Source organism: Aneurinibacillus soli (genome assembly GCF_002355375.1).
GTDB lineage: Bacteria > Bacillota > Bacilli > Aneurinibacillales > Aneurinibacillaceae > Aneurinibacillus > Aneurinibacillus soli.
In genome coordinates, this window is the sequence record NZ_AP017312.1 from 3,167,801 (window position 1) to 3,191,329 (window position 23,529).

The window sequence follows — 23,529 nt, forward strand, 5'->3', positions numbered from 1 at the left end:
TATTCCCCCAGTTCGTTTATAGATGAAGCAAGTGACCAAGCTTCTGCTGTTTCGTGCGCAAATAACGTTCATTCGCTTCGCCTGCTGGCATCTGAATCGGTACCCGCTCGACTACCTCAAGTCCGTAGCCTTCAACACCTTTAATTTTGCGCGGATTATTGGTCAGAAGCCGAATCTGCCGGACACCTAAGTCTGCCAAAATTTGTGCACCAATTCCATAGTCGCGCAAATCTGCCGGGAATCCGAGCTTCTCGTTCGCTTCGACCGTATCATATCCTTCATCCTGCAGCTGATACGCACGCAGCTTGTTAATGAGACCAATCCCGCGCCCCTCCTGCCGCATATATAGCAGAACGCCGCTGCCTTCCGCTTCAATCTGCGCGAGTGCTGTATGAAGCTGCGGGCCGCAATCACAGCGGAGCGATCCGAATACATCGCCAGTTAGACATTCAGAATGCACGCGCACAAGCGTCGGCGTATCTTCACGAATCTCGCCTTTCACAAGTGCGAGATGCTCCTTGCCATCCGCTTCATTCGTATACGCGACCACACGGAATGTCCCATATTCAGACGGAAGCGTCACATCAACTTCCCGCTGAACAAGCGTGTCATGACGCATCCGGTAGCGAATCAATTCCGCTATGGTGATCATTTTCAGATCAAGTTCGGCTGCTAATACTGCCAGATCGGGCACACGCGCCATCGTGCCGTCTTCATTCATGATTTCGCAAATCACCCCTGCCGGATACGCCCCACACAAGCGAGCAAGATCAACCGCCGCTTCTGTATGTCCAGCTCGACGCAATACGCCACCTTTGCGAGCCACAAGTGGGAAAATATGGCCTGGACGGCGAAAATCTTCCGCTTTCGTTCCCTTCTGTAGCAGTGCTTGTACGGTATGCGCCCGCTCAAACGCCGAGATTCCGGTCGTTGTCGTCACTTCATCCACCGAGACCGTAAAGGCCGTACCATGACGATCTGTATTCTGTCCGACCATCGGGGCAAGCTCTAACTCTGCCGCCCGCTCTTCCGTGATCGGCACGCATACAAGCCCGCGCCCGTGCGTTACCATAAAATTAATCATTGCCGCATTCGTCTGCTCGGCAAGCGCGATGAAATCTCCTTCATTCTCCCGGTCTTCATCGTCGACGACAATAACCGGCTTGCCCTGTTTCAAATCGCTAAGCGCCTCTTCAATCGTATGAAACATCCGCTGTTCCCCCTCTATAAAAATCCATGCTCCGACAAGAAAGATTCCGTCAGCGTACTCGACTTTTGTTTCTCTTCCCGGAATGTCAAAAATCGCTCGATATATTTGCCAATCATATCGCACTCCAGATTGACTGCACTTCCGGCTTGCTTATGCATAAGCACCGTTTGCGCAAGCGTATGCGGAATAACGGATACCGTAAACGTATCGTCCGTTACCGCCACAACCGTCAGGCTGATGCCATCAATGGCAACGGAGCCTTTCGGGATGATGTAGCGCAAAGCCGCATCCGGTGCCTGAATCTCAAACAAAACGGCATTGCCGTACGGCTTGCGAGATGCGATCATGCCCGTTCCGTCTACATGCCCGGATACAAAATGCCCGCCAAACCGCTCACCTGCCGCAAGCGCCCGCTCCAGGTTCACTGGATCACCCGGCGAAAGTTGACCAAGTCCGGTACGCGCAAGCGTCTCTGGCATGACGTCAGCGGTGAACGTCTCCCGTGTATATGATGTTACTGTCAGACATACGCCGTTAACCGCAATGCTATCGCCTATTTTTACTCCCTTAAGTACGGTCTGCGCCCGAATCGCAAGCACCGCCGCTTCCGGTGCGCGGCGAATACTCGCAAGCGCTCCAACTTCTTCAATTAGTCCTGTAAACATGGCCGCTCCTTCCACACCGGATACCCGGAGATTTTTAGATCAACTCCGACCGTCTCCACCTTGAGATCTGCCAGATCAATCGCGTCAGCCATCTGCTCTACTCCGATTCCGCCAAACGGTGTCGGGGCGAGATGGCCCGCCACAAGCTTCGGAGCTACATACGTAACCAGCTTGTCTACAGCACTTGCTGTCAGAAACGAAGCATTCACCTCGCTGCCGCCCTCGACCAGAAGCGAGGTAATTCCTTCCTCCCCAAGTACCCCAAGCATGGTTTCAATATGGACTCGTTGCGTCATCCCAGTCGAAAAAACGCGCACCCCCATCGCTTCGAGCACCGTCCGCTTCTCCTGACTGGCACGGTCGGTCGTAAACACCCATACCGGCGCTTCCCCGTCTGTCAGCATCCGTGCTGTATCCGGGATACGAAGTGCTGTATCCAATACAATCCGCACCGGATTGCGGCCTTTTTCCTCCGGCAGTCGAGTCGTCAGCTGCGGATCGTCCGCAATCACCGTGCCCACGCCAACAAGAATCGCATCATGCTCATGCCGCATCTGGTGTACATCCAGCCGCGCTGCTTCGCCCGTAATCCAGCGACTGCTTCCGGTCTGTGTCGCTACTTTTCCATCAAGTGTCATCGCCGTCTTAATCGTCACAAACGGTCTTTTTTTCGTAATATACGTGAAAAATACTTCATTCAACCGCTTCGCCTCTTCCTCACACACACCGCAGGTCACGGAAATACCCGCTTCCCGAAGACGAGCAACTCCTTGACCTGCCACAAGTGGATTCGGATCAGACGATGCAATCACGACAGATGCGACACCGCTCGCAATCAACGCATTCGCACACGGCGGGGTACGCCCGTGATGGCTGCACGGCTCCAATGTCACATACGCAGTGGCCCCACGCGCCCTCTCTCCTGCCATACGGAGTGCTTGCACTTCCGCATGTGCTTCCCCTGCCCGCAAGTGTGCACCCATCCCGACGATTTCTCCACCTTGGACAATCACACAGCCAACAAGCGGATTCGGGCTCGTCTGTCCACGTGCTGCTTCCGCAAGCGTAAGCGCCAGCTTCATATACGTATCATGCCCCATCTGTCCCTCACCTCTTCTGTCAACATAAAAAAGCCCTGAAGCGACTCACCGCTTTCAGGGCATATTATCAGAAAAAAGATATATCGATATTCAGGTAGCACAAATACAATTGCTGTATCTGATTCGTTCCCATGCCAAATAAATCTGCACCTATAACGCTAACAGAAAGCAGCAGGTATTGTGCTCAATACCAGATCGATCCTTCTCCCATCCAGACTATACTGTCGGTCCCGGAATTGCACCAGGTCAGCATTGGTTCAGACGAACCGCAGCTCACGGACTGAAGGGGCATGTCCCCCTATCACCGCCGGTCGGGAATTTCACCCCGCCCCGAAGGATATTACGTATGAAAATGTAGGTTTAGTATAAATCAAGAGACTGCGTCTGTCTACTTAAAAGTTAGAAAAGAATAATAACTCCAAGACAAAACAAAGACTGTGTTAGTTATCATTGTACGACAACTAACACAGTCTTTTGCGGCATTATTCTTCGATTACTTTAACTTCTTTCATTGCGTCACCCTGTTTGATCGCATCTACATAATCCATGCCTTCGACAATTTTACCGAATACAGTGTGAATGCCGTCAAGGTGTGGGAACGCATCATATGTGATGTAGAACTGACTTCCGCCTGTATCTTTACCAGCATGTGCCATAGCCAGAACGCCACGCTCATGCTTGTGCGGGTTGCCTGCTGTTTCGCATTTGATTGTGTAACCAGGGCCGCCTGTCCCTGTTCCTTGCGGGCAGCCGCCCTGTGCTACGAAGCCCGGGATGACACGGTGGAATGTCAGGCCGTTGTAGAAGCCTTCGTTTGCAAGTTTTTCGAAGTTAGCTACTGTGCCCGGCGCTTCTCCATCGTGCAGAAGAACTTTTACCTGGCCGCCTTTTTCAAGATCAATAACAGCATATTTACTCATATGTAAGTACCCCTTTCAGTAAATCAAGTATGTATAGTTATACCTCTCGATTATACGCTATACACAGAGAAAAAGAAAATGTCTGCTAGTTCTCTCTGATGAAAAACAGGTGCGCCGGGCAGCGGCAGTCAGAAGAACCGAATCTTCGCACCGGAATCTCCCCCTTTGCTTCTTCCATGAGCCGGGCAAGCAGTCCGCATTCGCCTTCCGCACCAGGATACGTCTGCACGTCGACAATGTCCATATACGGACGCACATAATCAAAATGCCAGCGCATCATTTTCTCCATCCGCATATGCCGCTCTACCCTGGCTCGAATATTCCGTTTCGCGCTCCCGACATATACGTATAGTCCGCGCATGAACAGAAATGTCCCCAGCTTTCCGACCGTAATCTCTGTATCATCCCGCAAATACGCTTTAATATAATACAGCGTATGCTGCTCATCGATTCTCACATTCATTCTCCTTACCATCCTTTTGCCTAATATAATGAAAATATTACATAAAATTAACTGTAAGTACACATAAAAATCCCTAATTATTCATTAATATAGTAACTATTATTATAAGCCCATTTGCCTGTATGTTACTGTTATTATACTGGAGGAGTGTACGTAAGGATGAGAATCAAGACAAAGCTTATTGTCGGCATTAGCATGCTGTTTATTTTCAGTGTAAGTATGGGGATTCTTGCGGTTATAGAAAACAAAAAAACGCAAGTCTCGTACAACAATGTTTTGAAAAACAGGGAAGATGTACGGTATTACTTGAAAAACATCCAATATAGAATTGTAGGTATTTCTAATGATGAACGGGCGTATTTACTTACAGGGGATAACCAGTTCAAAGATGAGACCGAAAAAAAGATAACGGATATAAAAGAATATCTATCGATTATTAAAGGACGAGGGTTAAACCCAGATGAACGTGAAGCCATCAGTAACCTGGAAAACGGAATCCATGCTTTTCTAGCAGTAAGTACTGTAGTAAAAAACACGTATGAAAAAGATAAACATAAAGCCCTTCAACTTCATCTTACCGATGAACGAGATGTGCGAAAGAAAACGATGGATCCGACTATTAACAAAGCAGTCGAATTAATAGACAAGCATACCGCCATGGATCTAGACAAAATAAATAAAAGTAATTTTGTAACGAATGCCATTTTGCGGACTCTTGTTCCCGTATCTGTAATTTTTGGTCTGATTGTGATGATTCTTTTACTACGTTCGATTAAACCTCTTGAATTGTTACAAAATGAATTTAAAGCGATCGCCAATGGGGATTTAACGCAACCTCTCGACATAAAATCAAAAGATGAAATTGGCGAATTATCCAGGTCAGTCAATGCAATGATTGAAAATTTGCGTTCTGCCATTTCGACCATTAACAACTCTTCCCATCAAGTATCAGCTGCGGCAGAGGAGCTGTTGACAAGTTCCGAACATACCCATCAGGCGACCGAACACATTACGATAACGATTGAGGAGTTAGCATCAGGTACGGATAAACAGGTACAAAGTGTAGAAGAAACATCCCAAATAGTCGATGAGATGTCTAGTCGTGTGCAACAAATTTCGATTCGCACCCAAGATGTTTCTACTACTGCCACCCATGCTCTCGAAAAGGCGATGGAAGGAAATCAGGCGATACAAACGACGATTCAACAAATGAATTCCATAAGCGAAACAGTGGAAGGTTTCACACAAAAGATCAAGGAATTAGGCGAACGTTCAAATGAAATCGGGGAAATTGTCGAGGTGATCACAAGCATCGCAGGTCAAACGAACCTGCTCGCTCTAAATGCTGCGATTGAAGCGGCACGAGCAGGGGAGCAGGGAAAAGGGTTTGCGGTAGTGGCGGATGAAGTTCGTAAATTGGCAGAGCAATCAGCCCAATCTTCTGAACAGATTGCCAGGTTAATCACAGGCATCCAGGTAGATACAAATGCAGCAGTTATCTCTACAGAAAATGTAACAAAAGAAGTGGAAGAGGGAATTCATGTTGTCCATATAACCGGGGAGTATTTCAAGCAAATCGAAAATGAAATTGACCAGGTTGCAAATCAAATCAAGGACGTTTCAGATTCGGTTCGTCAAATATCGCTTGGTACCGATCAGGTTGTTTACTCCATAAATACGGTTACGGGAGTGGCAGAGGTAGCAGCTTCCAGAACACAAAGTGTATCTGCCGCTACTAAGGAGCAATTTGTCTCGATAGACGATATTATTTCGGCCGCCACGTCTCTTTCTAAGATGTCAGAAAACTTACAAACGTTGATTGAGCGGTTCAAGGTTTAAGCAGAAAATAAGAAAAGGTACATGGTGCATTTGCTCCATGTACCTTTTCCATTCCTTTGACTCTTTTGGATACACGAGGAATATTTGGATTACCTACCAGTATAGCAGGACAAAAATGATCGGAAGTACAGTAGACAGCTTTTTTCATGTACACAGTATAAAACAACCTCGCAAAATCAAGGGATTTGTCCTTTTCTTAGGAATGTATCTTTTATTTTTTACGGCGTAACAATAATTCGAGTTCCTCGAAGGTTTCTACTGTTTGTGCTAGTTCCCATATTTTATCTAAGTTACCGAATCCTCTTAGGACATACTGGTTCCACAAACGCATTTGTTGGGGCTGTGTCATTCCTAATCGTTCCCATAATTTGTCCTTTAGCATACTGTAATCCATCTTCTTCGGAACATCACAAATAACCTCAACCTGTTCTAATTCTTCCGCCTGTGATGCAGCAACTGCCTGCATGCCCTCTTCAAATTCCTCTTTCCTTCGATGAAAAGCCTGTACAAACTCTCTCCTCAATCTTTCTTCTTCCACTGCATCACTTAACACAATTTCCTCTTTGACAAGCAATGCTGTGGAAAGACTCATTCTATATCCCTTATTTAAAGCAAAGGCACGGAAAGGGTGTGTCTTTTCATCTAAAATAAAACGATGGACTGAAAACTCAATTCGCTCATCCGTTGAATACACGTAATATAAGCTTCTAACTTCAAGCGAAATATTTACGCTTTTTTTGTGGTAACCAAAAATATCGAATAAAGAATGGTCACTCTGTAAGCCGCTTAATAGCTCTTTCCACTTTTTGTCCTCGGTCGTTTCTGTGCATAAATCAACTTCAGCCTCCCAAAGATGTAAGACATGGCGTTTCATATCGAGAGTCATTTCCATTTCTTCAACAAACCAGATAGTTTCTAGCCCTTTATCTTTAAAATACTGATTTCGCTTCTGAATAAGCTTAACTAATCCTGCATCCTTATTGGCACTAACATTTGTCAAAATAGAAATCGCACTTTCTTCTCCCTTATATCGAACCAGAATATCAGGGTAGTGCTTCCACTTCTCTTCTGCTTTAGCTTCTACGCCGTATTCAACATTTAACCCTTCCTTAATTCGTTCCTGCGTTTTTAGCTCATTGTAAATAACATCTTTAATAATAGAGTGTTTTTCAGATTCGCGTGTTGTTTGTTGATTATATGTATCATGTGCTTGAGAAAGCATACAAGCTTTGCCCGATAAATGAAAAAAATGTGTTTTCCTTTTCTCACTCTCTCTTGCTTTTAGTCTGAGAAACTCTTTGCAAAACGGGCAGGTTAATGCTCCTTTTTCCCCAAGTTTTTTTAATTTCTCTAATGCTGTTTTTCTGTCATATCCAGATTCCGCTATATATTCTTCGATGTATAAGGTACCTCCTTCATAAGCAGTGAATTGCATGATATTCACCTCATTAGCTTATTTTTTCATTCAACAAGACGAAATTGAAACTTATTTAAATATTGTTTTGTTTCTTCAATATTCATTTCATGTGCTATGTGCATATCTATCTGCAAACTTTCAGGTAAGCATGACGAATATTTTGATTGAAAAAACTCCGTTTCTTTTACATAGGGCAGTAAATCTTCTGCTTTCCAGTCCTTATTTCGCATTGCCTCAATAACTTTCTTAAATTCACAGACCTTATTTATCTCAATTCTGTAAATTCGATCACGAATATGAACAGAGTCGGTTTCTAATACAGCCCGCATCATCCATACTAATGTATTGGCAATAACAGTTCCTGTAAACGGCTCGAAAATAATACCTTCTTTTTGTTTCCAAGCAATCCGTTGATTCGGAGTCACATCATACCATTGATACCTTTTTCGCATATCGTGTAGTTCATCCATTGCTGTTTCATTCATATAAGAAAAGTTTTTCTCCGAGCAAAGAAGCTCTACCATTTTTTCACCAATGCACTCATGAACTTTGCCTCCCGAACTTTCGAATCGTGGCGGTTTCCCATTCGATGCTTGCTCTACATAAATCTTATCTTTTTTGTTATCAATCACCTTGATGGCCCATAACTTGCCGGCAAGAATAATGTTATCCCCTTCATGAAAAAAGCCATTCTTGCTTAATTGCCCAATCTTCTTCATTCCTGCGTGTACACTGTATTCTTGTGGTGTCATAAACACTGTATAAAAATCCTTACTCCGTAAAATTCTTTCTCCTTCCAAGCCGACAATGTATTCATGCTTCCCAACGATTTTTTCTAACATTTCCTTTTCCAACATAAAATCAATTAGCTGCATGATTCCATCTATCGGGATATGAACAAAAGCTCCGTTTCTTTGGATCTGCTCTATGATTTCACTTTCTGTAATTCCGTTCGTTTCCTGACAAATGGAAAGTAGCTGGTGAAATAAAATATCATAAGGAAGCAAATAATGATTGGCTGGCTCTATCCACTTTTCAAGCAATAACTCCATGACAGCAGTAGACTGCAGTAAGCTATTTGCGCTCGTTGTATATAATTGCAAAACATGAGGCGAATCTTGTTTTCTCCCCGAACGTCCTAATCGTTGCTTTAAAGATGAAACGGTAAAAGTGCTATCAATCTGCATGACTAAATCAAGCTTTCCAATATCAATCCCTAATTCCAATGTACTTGTACAAACCACACTTTTGGGAACAGAAGCAGAAGCCATTTGTTCCTCTACATACTCTCTTTCAGTTTTGTCAATCGAGGAGTGATGTGCATAATATTTCTGCTCCTGTCCATTTTTCTTTGCAAGACGATTAAGCAAAACGGTTGTCTCTTCTACTTCCCCACGGGTATTACAAAAAATAATGGACTGTTCTTCCTCTGTAAGCTCATAAATATCCTCAAACAATTCCAGTGATTTTTTTCCTTGTTCCTCTACTGAGAAGTGCATAAGAGAATATAAGATATCTTTTTGATTACCATCTGATTCAATAATCAGAACATTTTCAGGGCTTTGTGGATTTACCCAGCGCTTCACAAAATCAAAGTTGCTAATTGTGGCAGAAAGACCAACAATTCTAGGACGAGCTGTACAATATGGCTCTAGTCTTGAAAGCAATGAACGCAAATGTGTTCCTCTTTCCGTCCCAAGAAAAGAATGGATTTCGTCAATGACAATAAAATCTAACGAATGAAAGATGCTTTTTACTTGCCCTGTTCGATTAATGAATAAACTCTCTAGCGATTCGGGAGTAATCTGTAGAATGCCCGCAGGTTTTTTTATAAATTTCTTCTTTTGACTTTGATTGACGTCGCCATGCCATCGATATACAGGAATATTCGTATATGTGCATAATTTTTCAATTCGCTCAAACTGATTGTTAATTAACGCTTTCAGCGGTGAAATATAAAGCGCTTTTAGCTGACTGTCCGCTGTATCTTCAATCTTTGTCAAAATGGGTAAAAAAGCAGCCTCTGTTTTACCAGAAGCTGTTCCTGAAGAGATAATTACATCCTTATCCGTCTGAATCACAGCAGGGATCGTTTGATTTTGAACAGGAGTAAAAGCCTCCCATCCCATATCCCATACTCTTTTCTGGATGTTTTTAGACAAAAGAGAAAAGGCACTCATCAAACATTCTCCCCTTCCCATTTTTATTCTGTCGCTTTTTGAAAACGGGAGAATCGCTCTTTTTTATGATTCGAATCTTCTCCCTGCTGCTGTTCACCGAATAACTGTGCCCGATCTATTACAGGGTTTTGCTGTAAAATATTTAAAGCCCCAATAAAAGTCCGTACTACATCGCGAGTAGTAATATTCTCCTCAGCACCTGGACGAGCGTATTCTATACGGATAAATGATTGAATCTCCTCAGATGAAACGTTCGCTTCGTATCCATAATGAACAGCATGTATATCTCTTACTTTTTGTAGAAGAAGATACAATTCATCATACTTTAAAGGTGTTAGCTTAATAACAGGTTGAGATAAATCTCGATGCTCATTCGTCTCAAACCGATTGGATTGCAAGCGGCTTTTCAACGCAGCATAACTAAATAATCCCCTCCGCTCATCTTCTAAAAATTCTTCTGTCCCGCCAAATGTAATAAATAAACCTCCGACATTTCCCTGTAACGTATCGTTATATATTTTTAAAATCATTTCATAGTTTTTATCCCGTGCCTGTGGGTGGGTAATTTTATAAAGGTTAATGGCTTCATCAAAGTTGATGACAAGACCCGCATACCCAATCTGGCGCACGAATTGAGATAACACTTTTATGTACTCGTAGTAATTAGCATCATTAATAATATCCCGAACCCCAAGGTCTTCACGCGCTTCTGTTTTCGTTGTATATTCGCCGCGTAACCAGCGTAAAGCACACCGTTGTAAATGGGAATTATCTTCGACAAAACCTTTAAAATAAAGCGTAAGAATACGGGCAAAGTCATATCCGCCAACCAAGTCATCCATTTTTGCTGTAATGCTTACAATCTCGTTTTCCACATCTTTAATAAATTCTGGATTATCAAACTCTACTGCTCCATACCCTTTCTTCTGAGTAACACGCGTCTGCACTTCGCTAATCCATTTATCCAGAATAGTCGGCAATGCATTTCCTTCAGGAACCGTAGCAATCGCCAAATTTTTCATAAGCTCGGAATAGGTCACAACGGATTTCCCTTCACTGCCATATAATCGGCGCTCAGGTGTAAAATCTGCTTTTGCTACTACGAACTTTTCTTTAAAGGCAATCTGCTGTACAAGTGCTTGAATAAAACTTTTCCCGCTGCCGAACTTTCCAATAAAGAACTTGATGACAGAAGAGCCTTCTTTTACATCCGTCAAATCATTTAAAATCTGTTTTGCTTCTTCCGCCCTGCCCACTAGGATATATTCCAATCCCCGATTGGGTACGACACCACCATATAAAGAATTTAGAATCGCTGTTGAGTCTTTCTTTTTTATTTTCATGACGTGACCTCCTGTAGCTTGGCTAAAATGTATGTATACTCCTCCGTAATTTCCAGTTCATCTCCATCTTGTTCAATCAAATTATCACCAAGGTATTCATCTGCTTTTTCATTCAGCGCATCTAAAAACATCCCCAGCATGATCCCCTTACCTTTTAAAAACCGAGTAGCTTCTTGGGCATTTCGTCGCAAATGTTTAAACCCTTGCAGAAATTCAATTTCAATTTCTGACAGTTCCTCAAGGAATCCTTCGCCGTCTTCCTCATCTGTATCAAAAACAGACAGTGGCAAAATAAATGAATTTTCCTCCTTAGCTTCTTTTTCCTTAACAGAAGCTACCACCATTTCCTCTTCCTCATGGTCCGTAAACCGTTCCTCAAATATTTGTTGTAATTCTTGACTTTCTTTATCCAATTGCTGAATTCGTTCTATGTTAAATTCAATCGCCAGTTTCGGTAGAGCTTCCTCTTCAGACCTCCGAGGAATGATGCCACCTTCCGCTACTTCTGATTTCTCCTGTACTTTTACAAAGCGAGACTTTTGCTTCGAGCCTGTGGTATTTTGCTGCGAAAATTTTTCTATCATTTTTTCTTCCATGTCCTCTGGCAAATTCTCAACAAGAACTTTAATTTTCCGCTTTTCGCCCGCTAATGTTCGAGCAACATTTTCGGACATGCGGAATAGTGCTGTAATTTGCTTATACATTTTCTCTGTAGGCATACGTTCTGCCACCTGAACCTTGTATTCCCTGGCTTTCCGCCCCATAACAGCCCCACCAAATAAATATCTTGTTTCCTCCTTCATTTTTATAGGCATCCACTCTTCCAGTATTTTTTTCTGATCGCTGGCATAGCTGCTTTGTAGTAAAGGCAACGACTCTTTGAAAACTTTATAGATTTTATTTTTATTTTGCTGGAAAAACTGTGTTTCTCGATAGTCAGCAATATACGGCTTCCAAAGTGTAAAAGAGACTTTATGCAGCTGTTCTTCCTTCTCTTTCACTTTTTCATATATAGAAAAACGACTTGATTCCTCTATACGGTTCACAGCTTTATTTTCTGCTAATGCAATCTCATGTAAAAAGTCTTCTTTCCACTGTAATAAGTAATATTCTAGTTTCGGATGACGTTCTTTATAACTTTCATATAGTCGTACAATCATGCTGATATTAAATGCCGCATTTTGATTAAAACTGTAATTAATCAGTTCATATACAAATAAGAAAATGTAGCTCATATCCGTATCAAGATAGTTCCCCTGCAAAACCTGGGAACGCCAGTAAAAGTACCATGCTTTTTGCTGATCATCTAGGTGATCGAATGTCGTATAGTAAGCTTGTAAAGGAATGTGAAAACATTTCCTGCCGACACACTGCGAATATTGCAATGAATTCTTAATGAACCCAGAATGATAAGTTGAGAACTCAATGTAAGTACCACTTCTACTCCTATGCGGCTGCCCTATACTCTTGATCTCTTCCAAGATGTGCATAGGTATCTTCAAGTGCTGAAACTCAGACAAAATCAACTCAGTTTCATTGTAAAAAGGGGGCATGGAAATAGAAACCGGCTCAACCGTTTTCCTTGGGTTTTCTTTAATCATTTCAACTTCCTCCACTTTTACAGGTAAAGCATCCCCATTCAACTGTTCCACCCAACGTCTCATGAATAAACTATCGATAAAACCCAGAAAAATTGGCACGTATGTCCAGCAAAAGAGAAGATACAACGCACCCCTTATATACTTTCCAACATAAAAATGATGCGCCCCTATCCCACCTAAAAACAACGCCAAAAGAACCCCTGTACCTACTGATTTTTGCTTCACTCCCTAACCCCCAAGTACATAGTCCTATTTATATTATATTAAATTTTCTAACAAACATATATTTTAAAATAAGGTATTTAAAAGAAAATTCTCTTGTAGCGACTATTTCTTACGTGATTTTTTCTGTGGTGATAATTTTTACTCAAGAATCAGAAATGTGGAAACGCCAAGTCTTGTGTATGTTCAAGAAGCTCTTTATATGAGTGAACTGGGGAGCAATGCATATCAAAACGTAACATTGAAATATTGAACAGCATGGCTATTTTATATAGTGAAGAAGGGCAGCATAAAGAGGCCATTGCCATTTTAGAAAAAGTAATGACCCATTTAAAAGCGCTGTCCCATCAAAAAGATGCTCGAATCGAAATTCGCTTGCTGTATAGCTTAGCCAAATCCCTCACAATCGAAGGGCAGTATGACGATTCGATTCACTATTGTCAAAGAGGAAGCAAGCTATGTCTTCAAGCCGAATCATTCTACTTGTTTGGAGAGGTAACGTTTCAACACGGGTATAATTTATTACAATTGAATCGGAAAGAAGAAGCGCTTGTGTATCTTTACCGGGCTCGCAATATTTTTCAGCTGCAAAACAACGTGAATTTCGTATCGTACATAGATGAAGAAATACGCTATCTGGATTAGTTGCTCCCTTATTCACTTTAAATCAGGTCTTCCATAAATCGCGTCAATTCCTGCACATATTCCTCACTCAACAAATCACTTCCTGCAACAATCGTATCCCGATACGCCGGAGAAGGGGCCATATCCGGCTGCTTGTTCATAACCGTATACGTCCAAGCCCGCACCATTCTGTCCCCCATCTTAACCTCGACCGCAATTCGCTCATAAATTCTCGTTTCAACACCTTCACGCCTGTCAAGTGCTGGCAGCAAATCCGCAGGGATTGCATACAGCACCCCCTCTGTCTGCCGCCCCGAAGCAGGCAGTACATCCGCCGCCCCTCCCTGCCATTTATACGCGGAATAATGTGTGAATCCAATACGATAATCATTCAGCACCGCCCGACCCAATACACGGTATACCGGCACATCGACCGCGAAGCTATCCCGGTTCATGCAAGACCCGTACGCAAAGTACATCTCCCACGCTTCACCTCGCCGATACGCACGCCAGTCTCCAGCTGGCAGGAAGATTGCATCAGGCTCCAGCCTATTTTGATGCCTGTCAGGATATATGTACACATAGCAGTCATGCGTTTGACCGTCTTCGGTTACAGCTGTTGTTACAATGCGTTCATACTCGTTGTCCGGGCGGTTTGCTTCATATCCTTCCAGCCAATCCATTGCGGCAAGCGCCGCCGGAACATCGCACAATTCAAACAGTTGTCCCCTTACTTTTCCGGCACCAGGAATCATCGTTGGATATCCGTACGGGAGATGATACAGCCATCCCTGAATTGTCGCTTCCGAAGTACTTTGTACGAACGGAGCCACGACATAATGATTGCTTTCCTCCTCACAGAGCGTTCCATATACGAATACTTTGTCAATCACAAACATTCCCCCTTTTTCTATACAAAAAGGCCCGGAATCCCCCGAGCCTCATTTGTTTTACCGTTTTTCTCGCAAATCATCCAGTGCCTTGTTAACGACTGCCATGTGCGGCAGCGCTGGAATCGCCCCGCGCTGCTCTGTCGCAAGCGCCCCCGCTACATTCGCAAACGTAAGTAGCCGCACAAGCACCTCATGATTAAGCCCGCCGAGCACATCGCCCGGATTACAAGTCATCCGTTCTGCTAACTGGTACAAAACCGCCCCGACAAACGCATCCCCCGCACCTGTCGCATCTACAGCCTGTGCCGGAATCCCCGGCACATCACCTGTCGAACCATCCGGCAACACATACGTACTGCCCTGCTTACCGCGTGTAATAAGGACAAGCCGCACCCCCTGCGTGAACCAGGAGGCTGTCCCTTCTCTTACATCCACTGTACCTGTCAGAAACTCCAGCTCCTCCTCACTCACCTTCACCACATCCGCAAGCGGCATGTATGAAAGAATTGTTCGGCGAGCATCTTCTGCCCCAGGCCAGAGAGCAAGTCGCACATTGGGATCATAACTGACAAGCAGGCCATGCTTCCGTGCCTGTTCCGCAGCATATACCGTAGCCGAACGTGCCGGGTCCGCAATCAGTGACAGTGACCCAAAGTGAAAGACAGCCGCTTCTGCAAACAGCTCGTCAGTAATGTCGTTTCTTTCAAGTAACATATCCGCCGCTGGATCGCGATAGAACAGGAAATCTCGCTCCCCGTCTTCTTTCAATGACACAAAAGCAAGCCCCGTCTTTACTTCTGCCGTCCGTGTCAAAAAGCTTGTATCCACGCCAACATCCGCAAGTGTCTGAATGAGGAAATCACCAAATGCATCCGTACCTGTTTTCCCGATGAAACGGGCGCGACCACCAAGCCTGGCAACAGCCGCCGCTACATTGGCAGGCGCTCCCCCCGGCGCTCTGCGGAATGATCCAACATCGGCAAGCGCCTGCCCGTTCGTCTCCGGCACAAAATCAATCAGCAACTCACCTAAAGAAAGTACAGCCTTCACTCGTGCATCTCTCCTCATAATCCAGCTTTCACATCAGCCGCCGTCTCTATCTCCTCTGCCTTACCATGCGTGCGAAGCATACAGTCATTATGAGCCATAATGCAACCCTCTCGATCACGCAGTACCCCTTCTAAACGGTATACATCACCCGAAGTAGGCAAAGTCAGCACAGCCCGATCAAAGCAGCGGACAGAATCTTCCTCAATCAGCGGCGCCAGCACAATGCGTTCTTCAAGCACTGCTCCGTCCATATCCAGCAGCCGGTACGCAATTTCTAAACCTTCATACTCCCGATATTCATCATTGACGACCCACGCTTCCATCGTCACCTGTACAGCATCTACCGTCCGCTCCACATTGCCTGTAAACGATAAAAGCAGAGGTGCAAACGCTTCCCGAATTGCATGATACGCTTTTTTAGGTCGACGATAATAATCAATAATCGCCCAATCAATCGCCGGCCACGTATTCACAAAATGGAACTGTAACACTCCGTTTACATTGTTATATTTCCGGCGACGCAACGCTTCTGTATGTGCCTTATAAAAAGCAACCTGATAGTTTTGCGTCTGCTCTACCAATTCTTCTAAAGAATCCGGCAGCTCGCCCGTCCGCTTCTCACAAATTACATTCTGAAAGCCCCGCTTCCGCCAGGCGTTCATATCCGGCGGCCATAGCTCATCCGGCGCGAGAAACTTACGCAGCGATGCCACACCCGGCAATGATTGCGTACCGTATTCGGTCACAAACAACGGATTATATTGCTCAGCGTCTTCAATCTTGCCCCAGTACCAGCCAACCCAGTTCACACTCAAGTGCTTCGGCACGTAGGCGGCGAAATCATCCCATGTTGCAAAAAACGGCGGCAATCCCCCCTGATCGATTAACACCGAATTTTTATGCACAGGACGGGCCGGATCTGCTTTCTGTACGGTTTCCATCAGTACTGCATCAAGCTTGTTATAATCATGCATGCGTGACTCGCTGTGACAGCACCAGAGCGCAATCGATGGATGGTGCGCCAGACGCTCGACGAATCGGCGGCTTATATCAGCGGCTCGATTGATGAATTCACCGTCAGAGCGGTACCCCCACTGAAATGGCAAATCTTGAAAAATGAGCAATCCTCGTTCATCACACAGGCGATAAAATTCTTCTTTCTCCGCATGAGCGAACAATCGAGTCATATTCATATGCGCATCAAGCATCATCTGCACATCACGCTCATATTTCACCTCATCCATCAGCGATAAAAACTGATCGGACAAATAATTATTTCCTTTAATAAAGAGACGCTTGCCATTCACATACACACTCCAGTCCGCTTCGATACGAATGTCGCGAATGCCGAATGTGATTTCTTTCGTCTCGATCACCGTTGTGCCGCACGTAAGCTCAACAATCGCGCGATACAAATTCGGCTCCCCAAGTCCCAGGCTCCACCAGAGCATCGGGTTTGCGATTGCAAGACGCATCATCTGACTGCCTGCCCCCGGTGGAGCAAACAGATCATCGCAGGAAGTCGTTACATCTCCTACAAAATTATGCGGCACAAGTCGTACCGCTAGCGCATAGTCTGCTTCCTGCGCACTATCATTATTCCAGCGCACATTCACATATACACGGGCAGATTTATAATCATCCGCCAAATAAGGAGTAACGCGAATATCCGTCAGATGAACAGTCGGGCGTAACTGAAGCACTACATCCTGCCAGATGCCTCCCGGATTCACAAGCGGATTCGGGTACTGTTCATTCGCCGCAGATGGTACTTCCGGGCAGTCAGTGAGACCCTGCTGGTGCACCGGAAGGCAGTCCCAATGATACAGACCGCCCTTCGCAATCGCTTTGCGCTCCGGATTTTCATCCAGGGCGGCAGTCACTTTCACAATCAGTTCATTCTCTCTTCCAAAACGAAGCGCATCCGTCGCCCGGAAGGAAAATGCGTCAAAATCCCCTTCATGTGCGCCGAGATAATGACCGTTCAGCCACACCTCCGCGAAATAATCCACACCGCCAAAATGCAAATAATACGAAATGTCATCCTGTCGTGCTGGCACCATAAACAAGCGACGATACCACATCACTCCCTGGTGATCCGCAAATCCTGCCTGCTGCCAGTGCGCGGGAACGACAATATCATGCCACGGCTGTTCATTCGCCTTATATACCATATAGTTGTTGATGCTGTTTTCTATTATATTGTCCGGGTCGGGCATGCATTGCCACATGCCACTAATGTTTAGTTCCTGATGCATGTCAGACCACCTCGATGTATGGAATAAGGGAGAAACGATACCGCTCTTACAACAATACGCGGTCTGTTATTCGTTCGCTCCACTTTTACAAGAAAACGACTTGTCTACACCGAATGTAATCCTTTTCTTCTGTCCGGTCAATGGAATTCATAGGCGACTTCTCCACGGCACATCGTCAACACCACTTCATCGCGCTCATTCAGCACGACAAGATCCGCATCTTTGCCCGGTTCGATGCTACCTTTACGATCAAACACACCGATTTGCTTCGCCGGATTGACTGCCGCCATCCGAACAGCGTCCGCCAGCGTACAACCGGTAAAAGCTTGAACATTGGCGAACGCTTCCCCCATACGAAGAATACTTCCAGCAAGCGTACCATCTGCGAGTATCGCCTGACCGTCCTGTACGTTCACCTGCTGCCCACCTAGCTCATACGTACCGCTTCCCAAACATTTGGCTCGCATCGCATCCGTTACAAGCAAGAGCTTTTCCGCTCCTTTCATACGCCATGCAAGCTGAACCATCTCCGGCACGATATGAATGCCATCTGCAATCAGCTCTGCCGCAATTCTTTCATCTAATAGTACTGCTCCCGCCACACCTGGCTCACGATGGTGCAATCCGCGCATGGCATTAAATAGATGCGTTGCATGCGTTGCGCCCGCATCCGCTGCTGCCTTTACTTGTGCAGATGTGGCATCTGAATGACCGACTGAAACCGTCACACCCGACTCACATAAATAACGGATAAACGCAAGCGCATCCGGCAGTTCCGGTGCCATTGTTACAAGACGAATCGCGCCATCTGCCGCTTCCTGCCACTTCTGAAACTGCTCACGATCCGGGTGACACATATGCCGGGTAGGCTGTGCCCCTGCCCGTTGCGGCGACAAAAATGGTCCTTCCAGATGCACGCCAAGCACTTCCGCCTGTCCCGGATTCATGTACGTACGTCGGTATTCTCTTACATTCATCAATGCCCGCTCAATCTTCTTTGCTTCCTGCGTCATCGTCGTCGCCAGAAAAGAAGTCGTTCCTTCTGCTGGAAGCGCACTGGCTATCGTCTGAAGTGCAGCCAGATTCTCATCCATCACATCGGCCCCGGCCGCGCCATGAATATGTACGTCAATAAAGCCAGGTACCAGCTTGTACCCTTGTGGAAATAAGAATACGTCTGCTGCTACGTTTATGGTCTCCTCTTTTCTAACTTCCTGAATCCGTTCTCCCTCTATCGTCACCGTTCCATTCTCAATTTGTTCCGTTCCTGTATACACAGTAATATTCCGAAACATTTTCATTCCCATGAATCCCCCCTCTTTTCCTTTATCATACTAAATAAAGCCCTGACAAATTCACATTGGAATTTGTCAGGGCTTTTGGCCGTAACCCAAGTAATATATTAAACTGAAATCGTAGTCTTATTCTGAGCATCCACAATCGCAGCCGGAAGATTTTCCACAATCGATTCACCGATTTTAATAGAGGCAGTTGCCGCTGGAGACGGTGCGTTACATACATGCATCGACTTCTCACCTGGGAAGATCGCGAAATCGTCTACCATGTTACCATCTGGTTTCAAAGCTTGCGCACGAACACCTGCATGTGTTGGAACGATATCTTTCTCGGTCAATTCTGGCATAAGGCGCTGTAAGCTCGCAAGGAACGCTTGCTTGCTGAACGAACGCACAATTTCTTTCATGCCTTCTTTCATATTCGGCATCGCCATTTTCCAGAAGCCCGGATACGTCAGCACTTCTGCCAAGTCTTTCAAATCAAAATCTGATTTCGTATAGCCTTCACGTTTGAAGCTTAACACCGCATTCGGACCTGCATGTACATCGCCATTAATCATGCGGGTGAAGTGAACACCAAGGAACGGGAAGTCTGGATTTGGCACTGGATAGATCAAGTGCTTAACCAGATGCTTTTTCTCTGGTACAAGCTCATAATATTCCCCACGGAACGGAACAATTTTCATTCCTGGGTCTTTTCCACTCATTTTGGCTACGCGGTCACTGTGCAGACCCGCACAGTTGATTACATAACGAGACTGGAAGGTTCCATTATTCGTTGTAATCGTAACGCCATCCGCGCGCTCATCGATTCGTTGCACTTCCGTGCCGAGTCGCAACTCTCCGCCGCCTTCTTGAATGATGCGAGCAAACGTGCGTGCCACACCTACATAATCAGCGATCCCACAGCTCGAAACACGAATGGCGCCGAGCCCGCGGACGTGCGGTTCAATTTCTTTTAGCTCTTCTACGCTGATTTTAGAAACATTCAGTTCATTTTCGAGACCACGTTTATACAGATTGTCCATCAGCGGCAGCTCTTCTGGCTCAGTAGCTACAATAACCTTACCGCACATCTCATGCTTAATGCCATGCTCTTGACAGAAACGAACCATCGCCTCGTTGCCTTCACGAGCAAAACGCGCTTTGAAACTACCTGGCTTATAGTAAATACCTGAATGGATAACACCGCTGTTATGTCCAGTCTGGTGCTGTGCCCAATCTTTCTCTTTCTCGATCATCACGATTTTAGCGTTCGGAAAACGTTTTGTCAGCGCCATACCTGTTGATAACCCAACGATCCCTCCACCGACAATTGCAAAATCAAACATGCTGTCTCTCCTCCGTTCCAAATACATACGTGGCAAGGCAGGCCTTCGCTTGAAAGCCTGCCTACCTCAATCATTTATCATTCAACGAACTCTTATACGAATGCGAAGTGTCCACGCTGGCGCATCAGTTCACGATGCAGTTCTGGATGTTTCTCGAATGCTTCACGTCCATGCAGCCAGAATGTGTTGTTAATCATAATCAGGTTGCCCGGTGGCAGTTCAAGACCGTGTGTAGCTGGAGAATTCTCCATCGAATCGGACAGTTCTTTCAGATAGATCGCTTGCTCGATTGTATCCGGGTACGCAAACTGGTCAATAAAGCAGGCGCACGGTGCATTGTCCTTACGGTAGAATGTTGCACGATGTACGTCTTGTTGTACGTTTTTGCTCGGCGGAGCTTTGTATGTGATTTTGTAAGTGCCAAGCGGGTCTGTGCTGAACTTCTCAAGATCTTCCCAATCGTCGAGGTGCAACAGACGGGAACGCCCACCTTTTGCATTTTTCTCGTCCATTTTCATCATAAGAAGCCAGTCAGTCGGCTCATCAACGAATGTACCATCTGTATGCAGTGTGAACAGGCGGTATGCCTGACGCAGGTATGAATCGCTGTTGTCTGTGTCTTTAACTGTGAAACGTGCGTAGAATGTGCCAGTCATCGCGTCAAAGTTCGGAACGCCTACCAGGTGAGTCAAAGCTGTTGCGAATTTTACGTATTCACCTGTATCAGTTGTTTGGCCTTGTACACCGATTGTGAAGCCGCCTGTCGCACGATCATGCAGAATTCCACGAAGTATTTCTAGGAAAGAAGCACCGAACAATTCACGCATTGTATTCGACAGGATTTGACGGGAATACGGCAGGTATTGAAGTGATTGTTCACTTGCACCTGCATGTTTTTCAAAGAATTTAGCGAGCAATGCCTGATCCAGTTCGATGTGATACAGACGTTTGTGCTCAGGATGCGGTTTTACTTCAAAACCCGCTTGTTTTTGTACGAATTTCAGGTCGCGTTCTTGTGTTGCAGTTGTCATAAATAATTCCTCCTCGTCCAGGTAAAAAAATAAAAGCCAGTTACACATCTCTGATTTCAGTGACAGAGTGTATAACTGGCTACGTTTTACGGGTGCGCCCTGATCGCTCAGAGTGTGGTAAAACAGGCAGTTTCGTTATCATATTGTAAGATGATTGTGAGAAACCAGCCGGTGGCAGCCGGGATTCTAGAAAGGGTTGTCTCCAGAGGGGCTGTATCCGTTCGCTGTTCTTCTTGTCTATAATCTTACAATACTAGCAACAATCTGTCAATATTTTTTCGAATTATTTTTATTTTTGTGACAGGAATTGCATATGCAGATCACGCACAGCCGCGATTAGCGCATTCTGTGCTTTTCCCTGGTAGTAATCCGTAATCCGGCTGCACAGCTCTTCCACGCCATCTTGCAGGCTGCAACCACGCAGCAGTTGACCGATAAAATCACGACCATGCTCGGTCGCAAGCGTGCAGGATGCTTCAATGATGACATGATATTTCACATCCGCTTCCACCGTAATCGTGAGCGTATCCGAAATGCTGCGAGCCGCCATTCCCTGCGGCAGTCTTGCATGTCCTGCGATAAAATACGTTCTACCTGTATGCATGCCTACCACTCTCCGCACTCGTAATTAGTACATACCGTCCATGTAGACGGTTTTTACCTGTGTATAGAAGTCAATCGCTGTTTTCCCTTGCTCGCGTGAGCCTGTGCTAGAATCTTTGCAGCCGCCGAACGGAACTTGTGGCTCCGCACCCGCAGTCTCAGAATTCACGTGCACCATGCCTGTCTCCATGTCCGCAGTAAAGCGGCGTGCGAGCGTGAGGTTGTTCGTGCAGATTGAAGAACTGAGGCCGAACGCTGTATCGTTTGCTAGTTCAACCGCAGCTTCATAATTTTCAACTTTGAAGAGCGCCACAACCGGCCCGAAAATTTCTTCGCGCGCAATGCGTGCATCACGGCCGACATTTTCAAAAACGGTTGGTTGCACATAGAAGCCGTTCGCAAGTGCTGCGTCCGCTGGCACTTCGCCGCCGCACAACAGGTCCGCTTCCGCTTTACCTGCTTCAATCATCGACAGTACAGTCGCCTGCTGCGCTTCTGACGCGCACGGTCCCATGAATACGTCTGCTTCAAGCGGATTGCCCACTTTGAGCGATTTCGTACGTTCCACAAGCGCAGCGCGGAACTGCTCATAAATGCCTGCTTCTACAATAACACGGCTTGTAGCTGTACATTTTTGACCTGTTGAACGGAAGGCACCGCCAATGGTCAGTTCTACCGCTTTGTTAACATCCGCGTCTGCCAGAATAACAAGCGGATTTTTGCCGCCCATCTCCAGCTGAACTTTCTTGCCCTTCTCAATTGCTTTAGCCTGAATGCGCAGACCGACACCGTTCGAACCAGTGAAAGAAATTGCCTTAACATCCGGGTTCGTAACAATTTCTTCTCCAACAACAGATCCGCGACCATATACACAGTTCACTACACCGGCCGGAATTCCTGCCTGATGCAGAGCTTCCATTACATAGTTCACACACATCGGCGTCTGATCAGCTGGTTTGATCACAACAGTATTACCATAAATAAGAGCCGGGGCCATTTTCCATACCGGAATCGCAATCGGGAAGTTCCACGGTGTAATCAGACCGATCGGGCCAAGCGGAACACGTGTTGTATATAAGAATGTATCTGCATTCGCTGATGGAATCACATCGCCAACTGGCTGCAGAGATTCTGCCGCATAGTAGTCGAAGATGGAAGCAGCGCGAAGCACTTCGCCTTTTCCTTCTGCGAGCGTTTTTCCTTCTTCGCGCGTCAGGTCGAGACCGATCTGCTCTACATTTGCTTTCAAATAATCTGCTGCTTTTTTCAAATATACGCCACGCTGCGCGTAAGACAGCTTTTTCCATGATGCAAATGCTGTTTTAGCAGCAGCAACAGCTTCGGTTACATCGGAAGTCCCGCTAAGCGGGAACTCTCCGATGATTTCATTTTTATCGTGCGGGCTTGTATTTACGCCGTACTCGCCAGTCGATGGCGCTTTCCACTCGCCGTTAATGTAGTTATTGTAACGCATTTGTTATGTT

The 23,529-nt window shown here is 45.6% G+C and carries 19 protein-coding genes and 1 riboswitch; of the genes, 2 read left to right on the plus strand and 17 right to left on the minus strand.

Annotated features, from left to right (window positions below; genetic code table 11):
- Positions 1-16: 16 nt before the first annotated feature.
- The 5 genes from CB4_RS16030 to CB4_RS16050 form a co-directional block, all read right to left on the minus strand.
- Complete coding sequence (locus CB4_RS16030; protein WP_096466777.1) at positions 17-1,210, minus strand: bifunctional 3,4-dihydroxy-2-butanone-4-phosphate synthase/GTP cyclohydrolase II; 1,194 nt, start codon at positions 1,208-1,210, stop codon at positions 17-19.
- A gap of 14 nt (positions 1,211-1,224) precedes the next feature.
- The gene (gene ribE / locus CB4_RS16035) at positions 1,225-1,875 is read right to left on the minus strand and encodes a riboflavin synthase (protein ID WP_096466778.1); all 651 of its coding nucleotides are present in this window, start codon (positions 1,873-1,875) and stop codon (positions 1,225-1,227) included.
- Positions 1,860-2,975, minus strand: a complete 1,116-nt coding sequence (ribD, locus tag CB4_RS16040; protein ID WP_096466779.1) for a bifunctional diaminohydroxyphosphoribosylaminopyrimidine deaminase/5-amino-6-(5-phosphoribosylamino)uracil reductase RibD — start codon at positions 2,973-2,975, stop codon at positions 1,860-1,862. Before ribD ends, ribE begins: the two co-directional genes overlap by 16 nt.
- A 195-nt stretch (positions 2,976-3,170) precedes the next feature.
- A riboswitch (FMN riboswitch) is annotated at positions 3,171-3,317 on the minus strand.
- A gap of 140 nt (positions 3,318-3,457) precedes the next feature.
- Positions 3,458-3,895, minus strand: a complete 438-nt coding sequence (locus CB4_RS16045; protein WP_096466780.1) for a peptidylprolyl isomerase — start codon at positions 3,893-3,895, stop codon at positions 3,458-3,460.
- An 85-nt stretch (positions 3,896-3,980) separates the two neighbouring features.
- Complete coding sequence (locus tag CB4_RS16050; RefSeq protein ID WP_096466781.1) at positions 3,981-4,358, minus strand: GIY-YIG nuclease family protein; 378 nt, start codon at positions 4,356-4,358, stop codon at positions 3,981-3,983.
- 159 nt (positions 4,359-4,517) lie between these two features.
- Here CB4_RS16050 and CB4_RS16055 point away from each other — a divergent pair, with 159 nt between their 5' ends.
- Entirely contained in the window at positions 4,518-6,197 is a 1,680-nt protein-coding gene (locus CB4_RS16055) for a methyl-accepting chemotaxis protein (protein ID WP_096466782.1), read from the plus strand.
- Positions 6,198-6,408: 211 nt separating this feature from the next.
- Here CB4_RS16055 and CB4_RS16060 read toward each other — a convergent pair whose 3' ends face one another.
- Genes CB4_RS16060 through CB4_RS16075 form a run of 4 tightly spaced genes read right to left on the minus strand, consistent with a single transcriptional unit; the run spans position 6,409 to position 12,963 of the window.
- A complete protein-coding gene (locus CB4_RS16060) occupies positions 6,409-7,632 on the minus strand; it encodes a competence protein CoiA family protein (protein WP_096466783.1) in 1,224 nt (407 codons plus the stop codon).
- Between the two features lie 26 nt (positions 7,633-7,658).
- On the minus strand, positions 7,659-9,794 hold the full coding sequence (locus CB4_RS16065; protein ID WP_172890903.1) for a DEAD/DEAH box helicase: 2,136 nt from the start codon (positions 9,792-9,794) through the stop codon (positions 7,659-7,661).
- A 23-nt stretch (positions 9,795-9,817) separates the two neighbouring features.
- Positions 9,818-11,137, minus strand: coding sequence for an ATP-binding protein (locus CB4_RS16070; protein ID WP_096466785.1), 1,320 nt, complete (start codon positions 11,135-11,137; stop codon positions 9,818-9,820).
- Positions 11,134-12,963, minus strand: coding sequence for a TerB N-terminal domain-containing protein (locus CB4_RS16075; RefSeq protein ID WP_096466786.1), 1,830 nt, complete (start codon positions 12,961-12,963; stop codon positions 11,134-11,136). Before CB4_RS16075 ends, CB4_RS16070 begins: the two co-directional genes overlap by 4 nt.
- 255 nt (positions 12,964-13,218) lie before the next feature.
- Between CB4_RS16075 and CB4_RS16080 the strand changes: the two genes are divergently transcribed.
- Positions 13,219-13,605, plus strand: a complete 387-nt coding sequence (locus CB4_RS16080; protein WP_146226564.1) for a hypothetical protein — start codon at positions 13,219-13,221, stop codon at positions 13,603-13,605.
- 17 nt (positions 13,606-13,622) lie between these two features.
- On the opposite strand, the gene CB4_RS16085 is transcribed toward CB4_RS16080, so the two are convergent.
- The 8 genes from CB4_RS16085 to CB4_RS16120 all read right to left on the minus strand — a co-directional run bounded on the left by CB4_RS16085 (position 13,623) and on the right by CB4_RS16120 (position 23,519).
- On the minus strand, positions 13,623-14,477 hold the full coding sequence (locus CB4_RS16085; RefSeq protein ID WP_172890905.1) for a gamma-glutamylcyclotransferase: 855 nt from the start codon (positions 14,475-14,477) through the stop codon (positions 13,623-13,625).
- A gap of 57 nt (positions 14,478-14,534) precedes the next feature.
- On the minus strand, positions 14,535-15,527 hold the full coding sequence (locus CB4_RS16090; RefSeq protein WP_096466789.1) for a PfkB family carbohydrate kinase: 993 nt from the start codon (positions 15,525-15,527) through the stop codon (positions 14,535-14,537).
- A gap of 14 nt (positions 15,528-15,541) precedes the next feature.
- Entirely contained in the window at positions 15,542-17,785 is a 2,244-nt protein-coding gene (locus tag CB4_RS16095) for a glycoside hydrolase family 2 protein (protein WP_096466790.1), read from the minus strand.
- A 137-nt stretch (positions 17,786-17,922) separates the two neighbouring features.
- On the minus strand, positions 17,923-19,092 hold the full coding sequence (nagA, locus tag CB4_RS16100; RefSeq protein WP_096466791.1) for an N-acetylglucosamine-6-phosphate deacetylase: 1,170 nt from the start codon (positions 19,090-19,092) through the stop codon (positions 17,923-17,925).
- A gap of 95 nt (positions 19,093-19,187) precedes the next feature.
- Positions 19,188-20,411 (minus strand): L-2-hydroxyglutarate oxidase, encoded by a 1,224-nt coding sequence (lhgO, locus tag CB4_RS16105; protein ID WP_096466792.1) that lies wholly within the window; start codon positions 20,409-20,411, stop codon positions 19,188-19,190.
- A 92-nt stretch (positions 20,412-20,503) separates the two neighbouring features.
- The gene (gene glaH, locus CB4_RS16110) at positions 20,504-21,442 is read right to left on the minus strand and encodes a glutarate dioxygenase GlaH (protein ID WP_096466793.1); all 939 of its coding nucleotides are present in this window, start codon (positions 21,440-21,442) and stop codon (positions 20,504-20,506) included.
- Positions 21,443-21,731: 289 nt separating this feature from the next.
- A complete protein-coding gene (locus CB4_RS16115; RefSeq protein WP_096466794.1) occupies positions 21,732-22,046 on the minus strand; it encodes a DUF3870 domain-containing protein in 315 nt (104 codons plus the stop codon).
- A gap of 24 nt (positions 22,047-22,070) precedes the next feature.
- Complete coding sequence (locus tag CB4_RS16120; protein ID WP_096466795.1) at positions 22,071-23,519, minus strand: aldehyde dehydrogenase family protein; 1,449 nt, start codon at positions 23,517-23,519, stop codon at positions 22,071-22,073.
- Positions 23,520-23,529 lie beyond the last annotated feature (10 nt).

Bases quoted from the DNA above. Each gene is read 5' to 3' on its own strand.
- CB4_RS16030 (WP_096466777.1), bottom strand. From the start codon at position 1,210: ATGTTTCATACGATTGAAGAGGCGCTTAGCGATTTGAAACAGGGCAAG.
- ribE (WP_096466778.1), bottom strand. From the start codon at position 1,875: ATGTTTACAGGACTAATTGAAGAAGTTGGAGCGCTTGCGAGTATTCGC.
- ribD (WP_096466779.1), bottom strand. From the start codon at position 2,975: ATGGGGCATGATACGTATATGAAGCTGGCGCTTACGCTTGCGGAAGCA.
- CB4_RS16045 (WP_096466780.1), bottom strand. From the start codon at position 3,895: ATGAGTAAATATGCTGTTATTGATCTTGAAAAAGGCGGCCAGGTAAAA.
- CB4_RS16050 (WP_096466781.1), bottom strand. From the start codon at position 4,358: ATGAATGTGAGAATCGATGAGCAGCATACGCTGTATTATATTAAAGCG.
- CB4_RS16055 (WP_096466782.1), top strand. From the start codon at position 4,518: ATGAGAATCAAGACAAAGCTTATTGTCGGCATTAGCATGCTGTTTATT.
- CB4_RS16060 (WP_096466783.1), bottom strand. From the start codon at position 7,632: ATGCAATTCACTGCTTATGAAGGAGGTACCTTATACATCGAAGAATAT.
- CB4_RS16065 (WP_172890903.1), bottom strand. From the start codon at position 9,794: ATGAGTGCCTTTTCTCTTTTGTCTAAAAACATCCAGAAAAGAGTATGG.
- CB4_RS16070 (WP_096466785.1), bottom strand. From the start codon at position 11,137: ATGAAAATAAAAAAGAAAGACTCAACAGCGATTCTAAATTCTTTATAT.
- CB4_RS16080 (WP_146226564.1), top strand. From the start codon at position 13,219: ATGGCTATTTTATATAGTGAAGAAGGGCAGCATAAAGAGGCCATTGCC.
- CB4_RS16095 (WP_096466790.1), bottom strand. From the start codon at position 17,785: ATGCATCAGGAACTAAACATTAGTGGCATGTGGCAATGCATGCCCGAC.
- nagA (WP_096466791.1), bottom strand. From the start codon at position 19,092: ATGGGAATGAAAATGTTTCGGAATATTACTGTGTATACAGGAACGGAA.
- lhgO (WP_096466792.1), bottom strand. From the start codon at position 20,411: ATGTTTGATTTTGCAATTGTCGGTGGAGGGATCGTTGGGTTATCAACA.
- glaH (WP_096466793.1), bottom strand. From the start codon at position 21,442: ATGACAACTGCAACACAAGAACGCGACCTGAAATTCGTACAAAAACAA.
- CB4_RS16115 (WP_096466794.1), bottom strand. From the start codon at position 22,046: ATGCATACAGGTAGAACGTATTTTATCGCAGGACATGCAAGACTGCCG.
- CB4_RS16120 (WP_096466795.1), bottom strand. From the start codon at position 23,519: ATGCGTTACAATAACTACATTAACGGCGAGTGGAAAGCGCCATCGACT.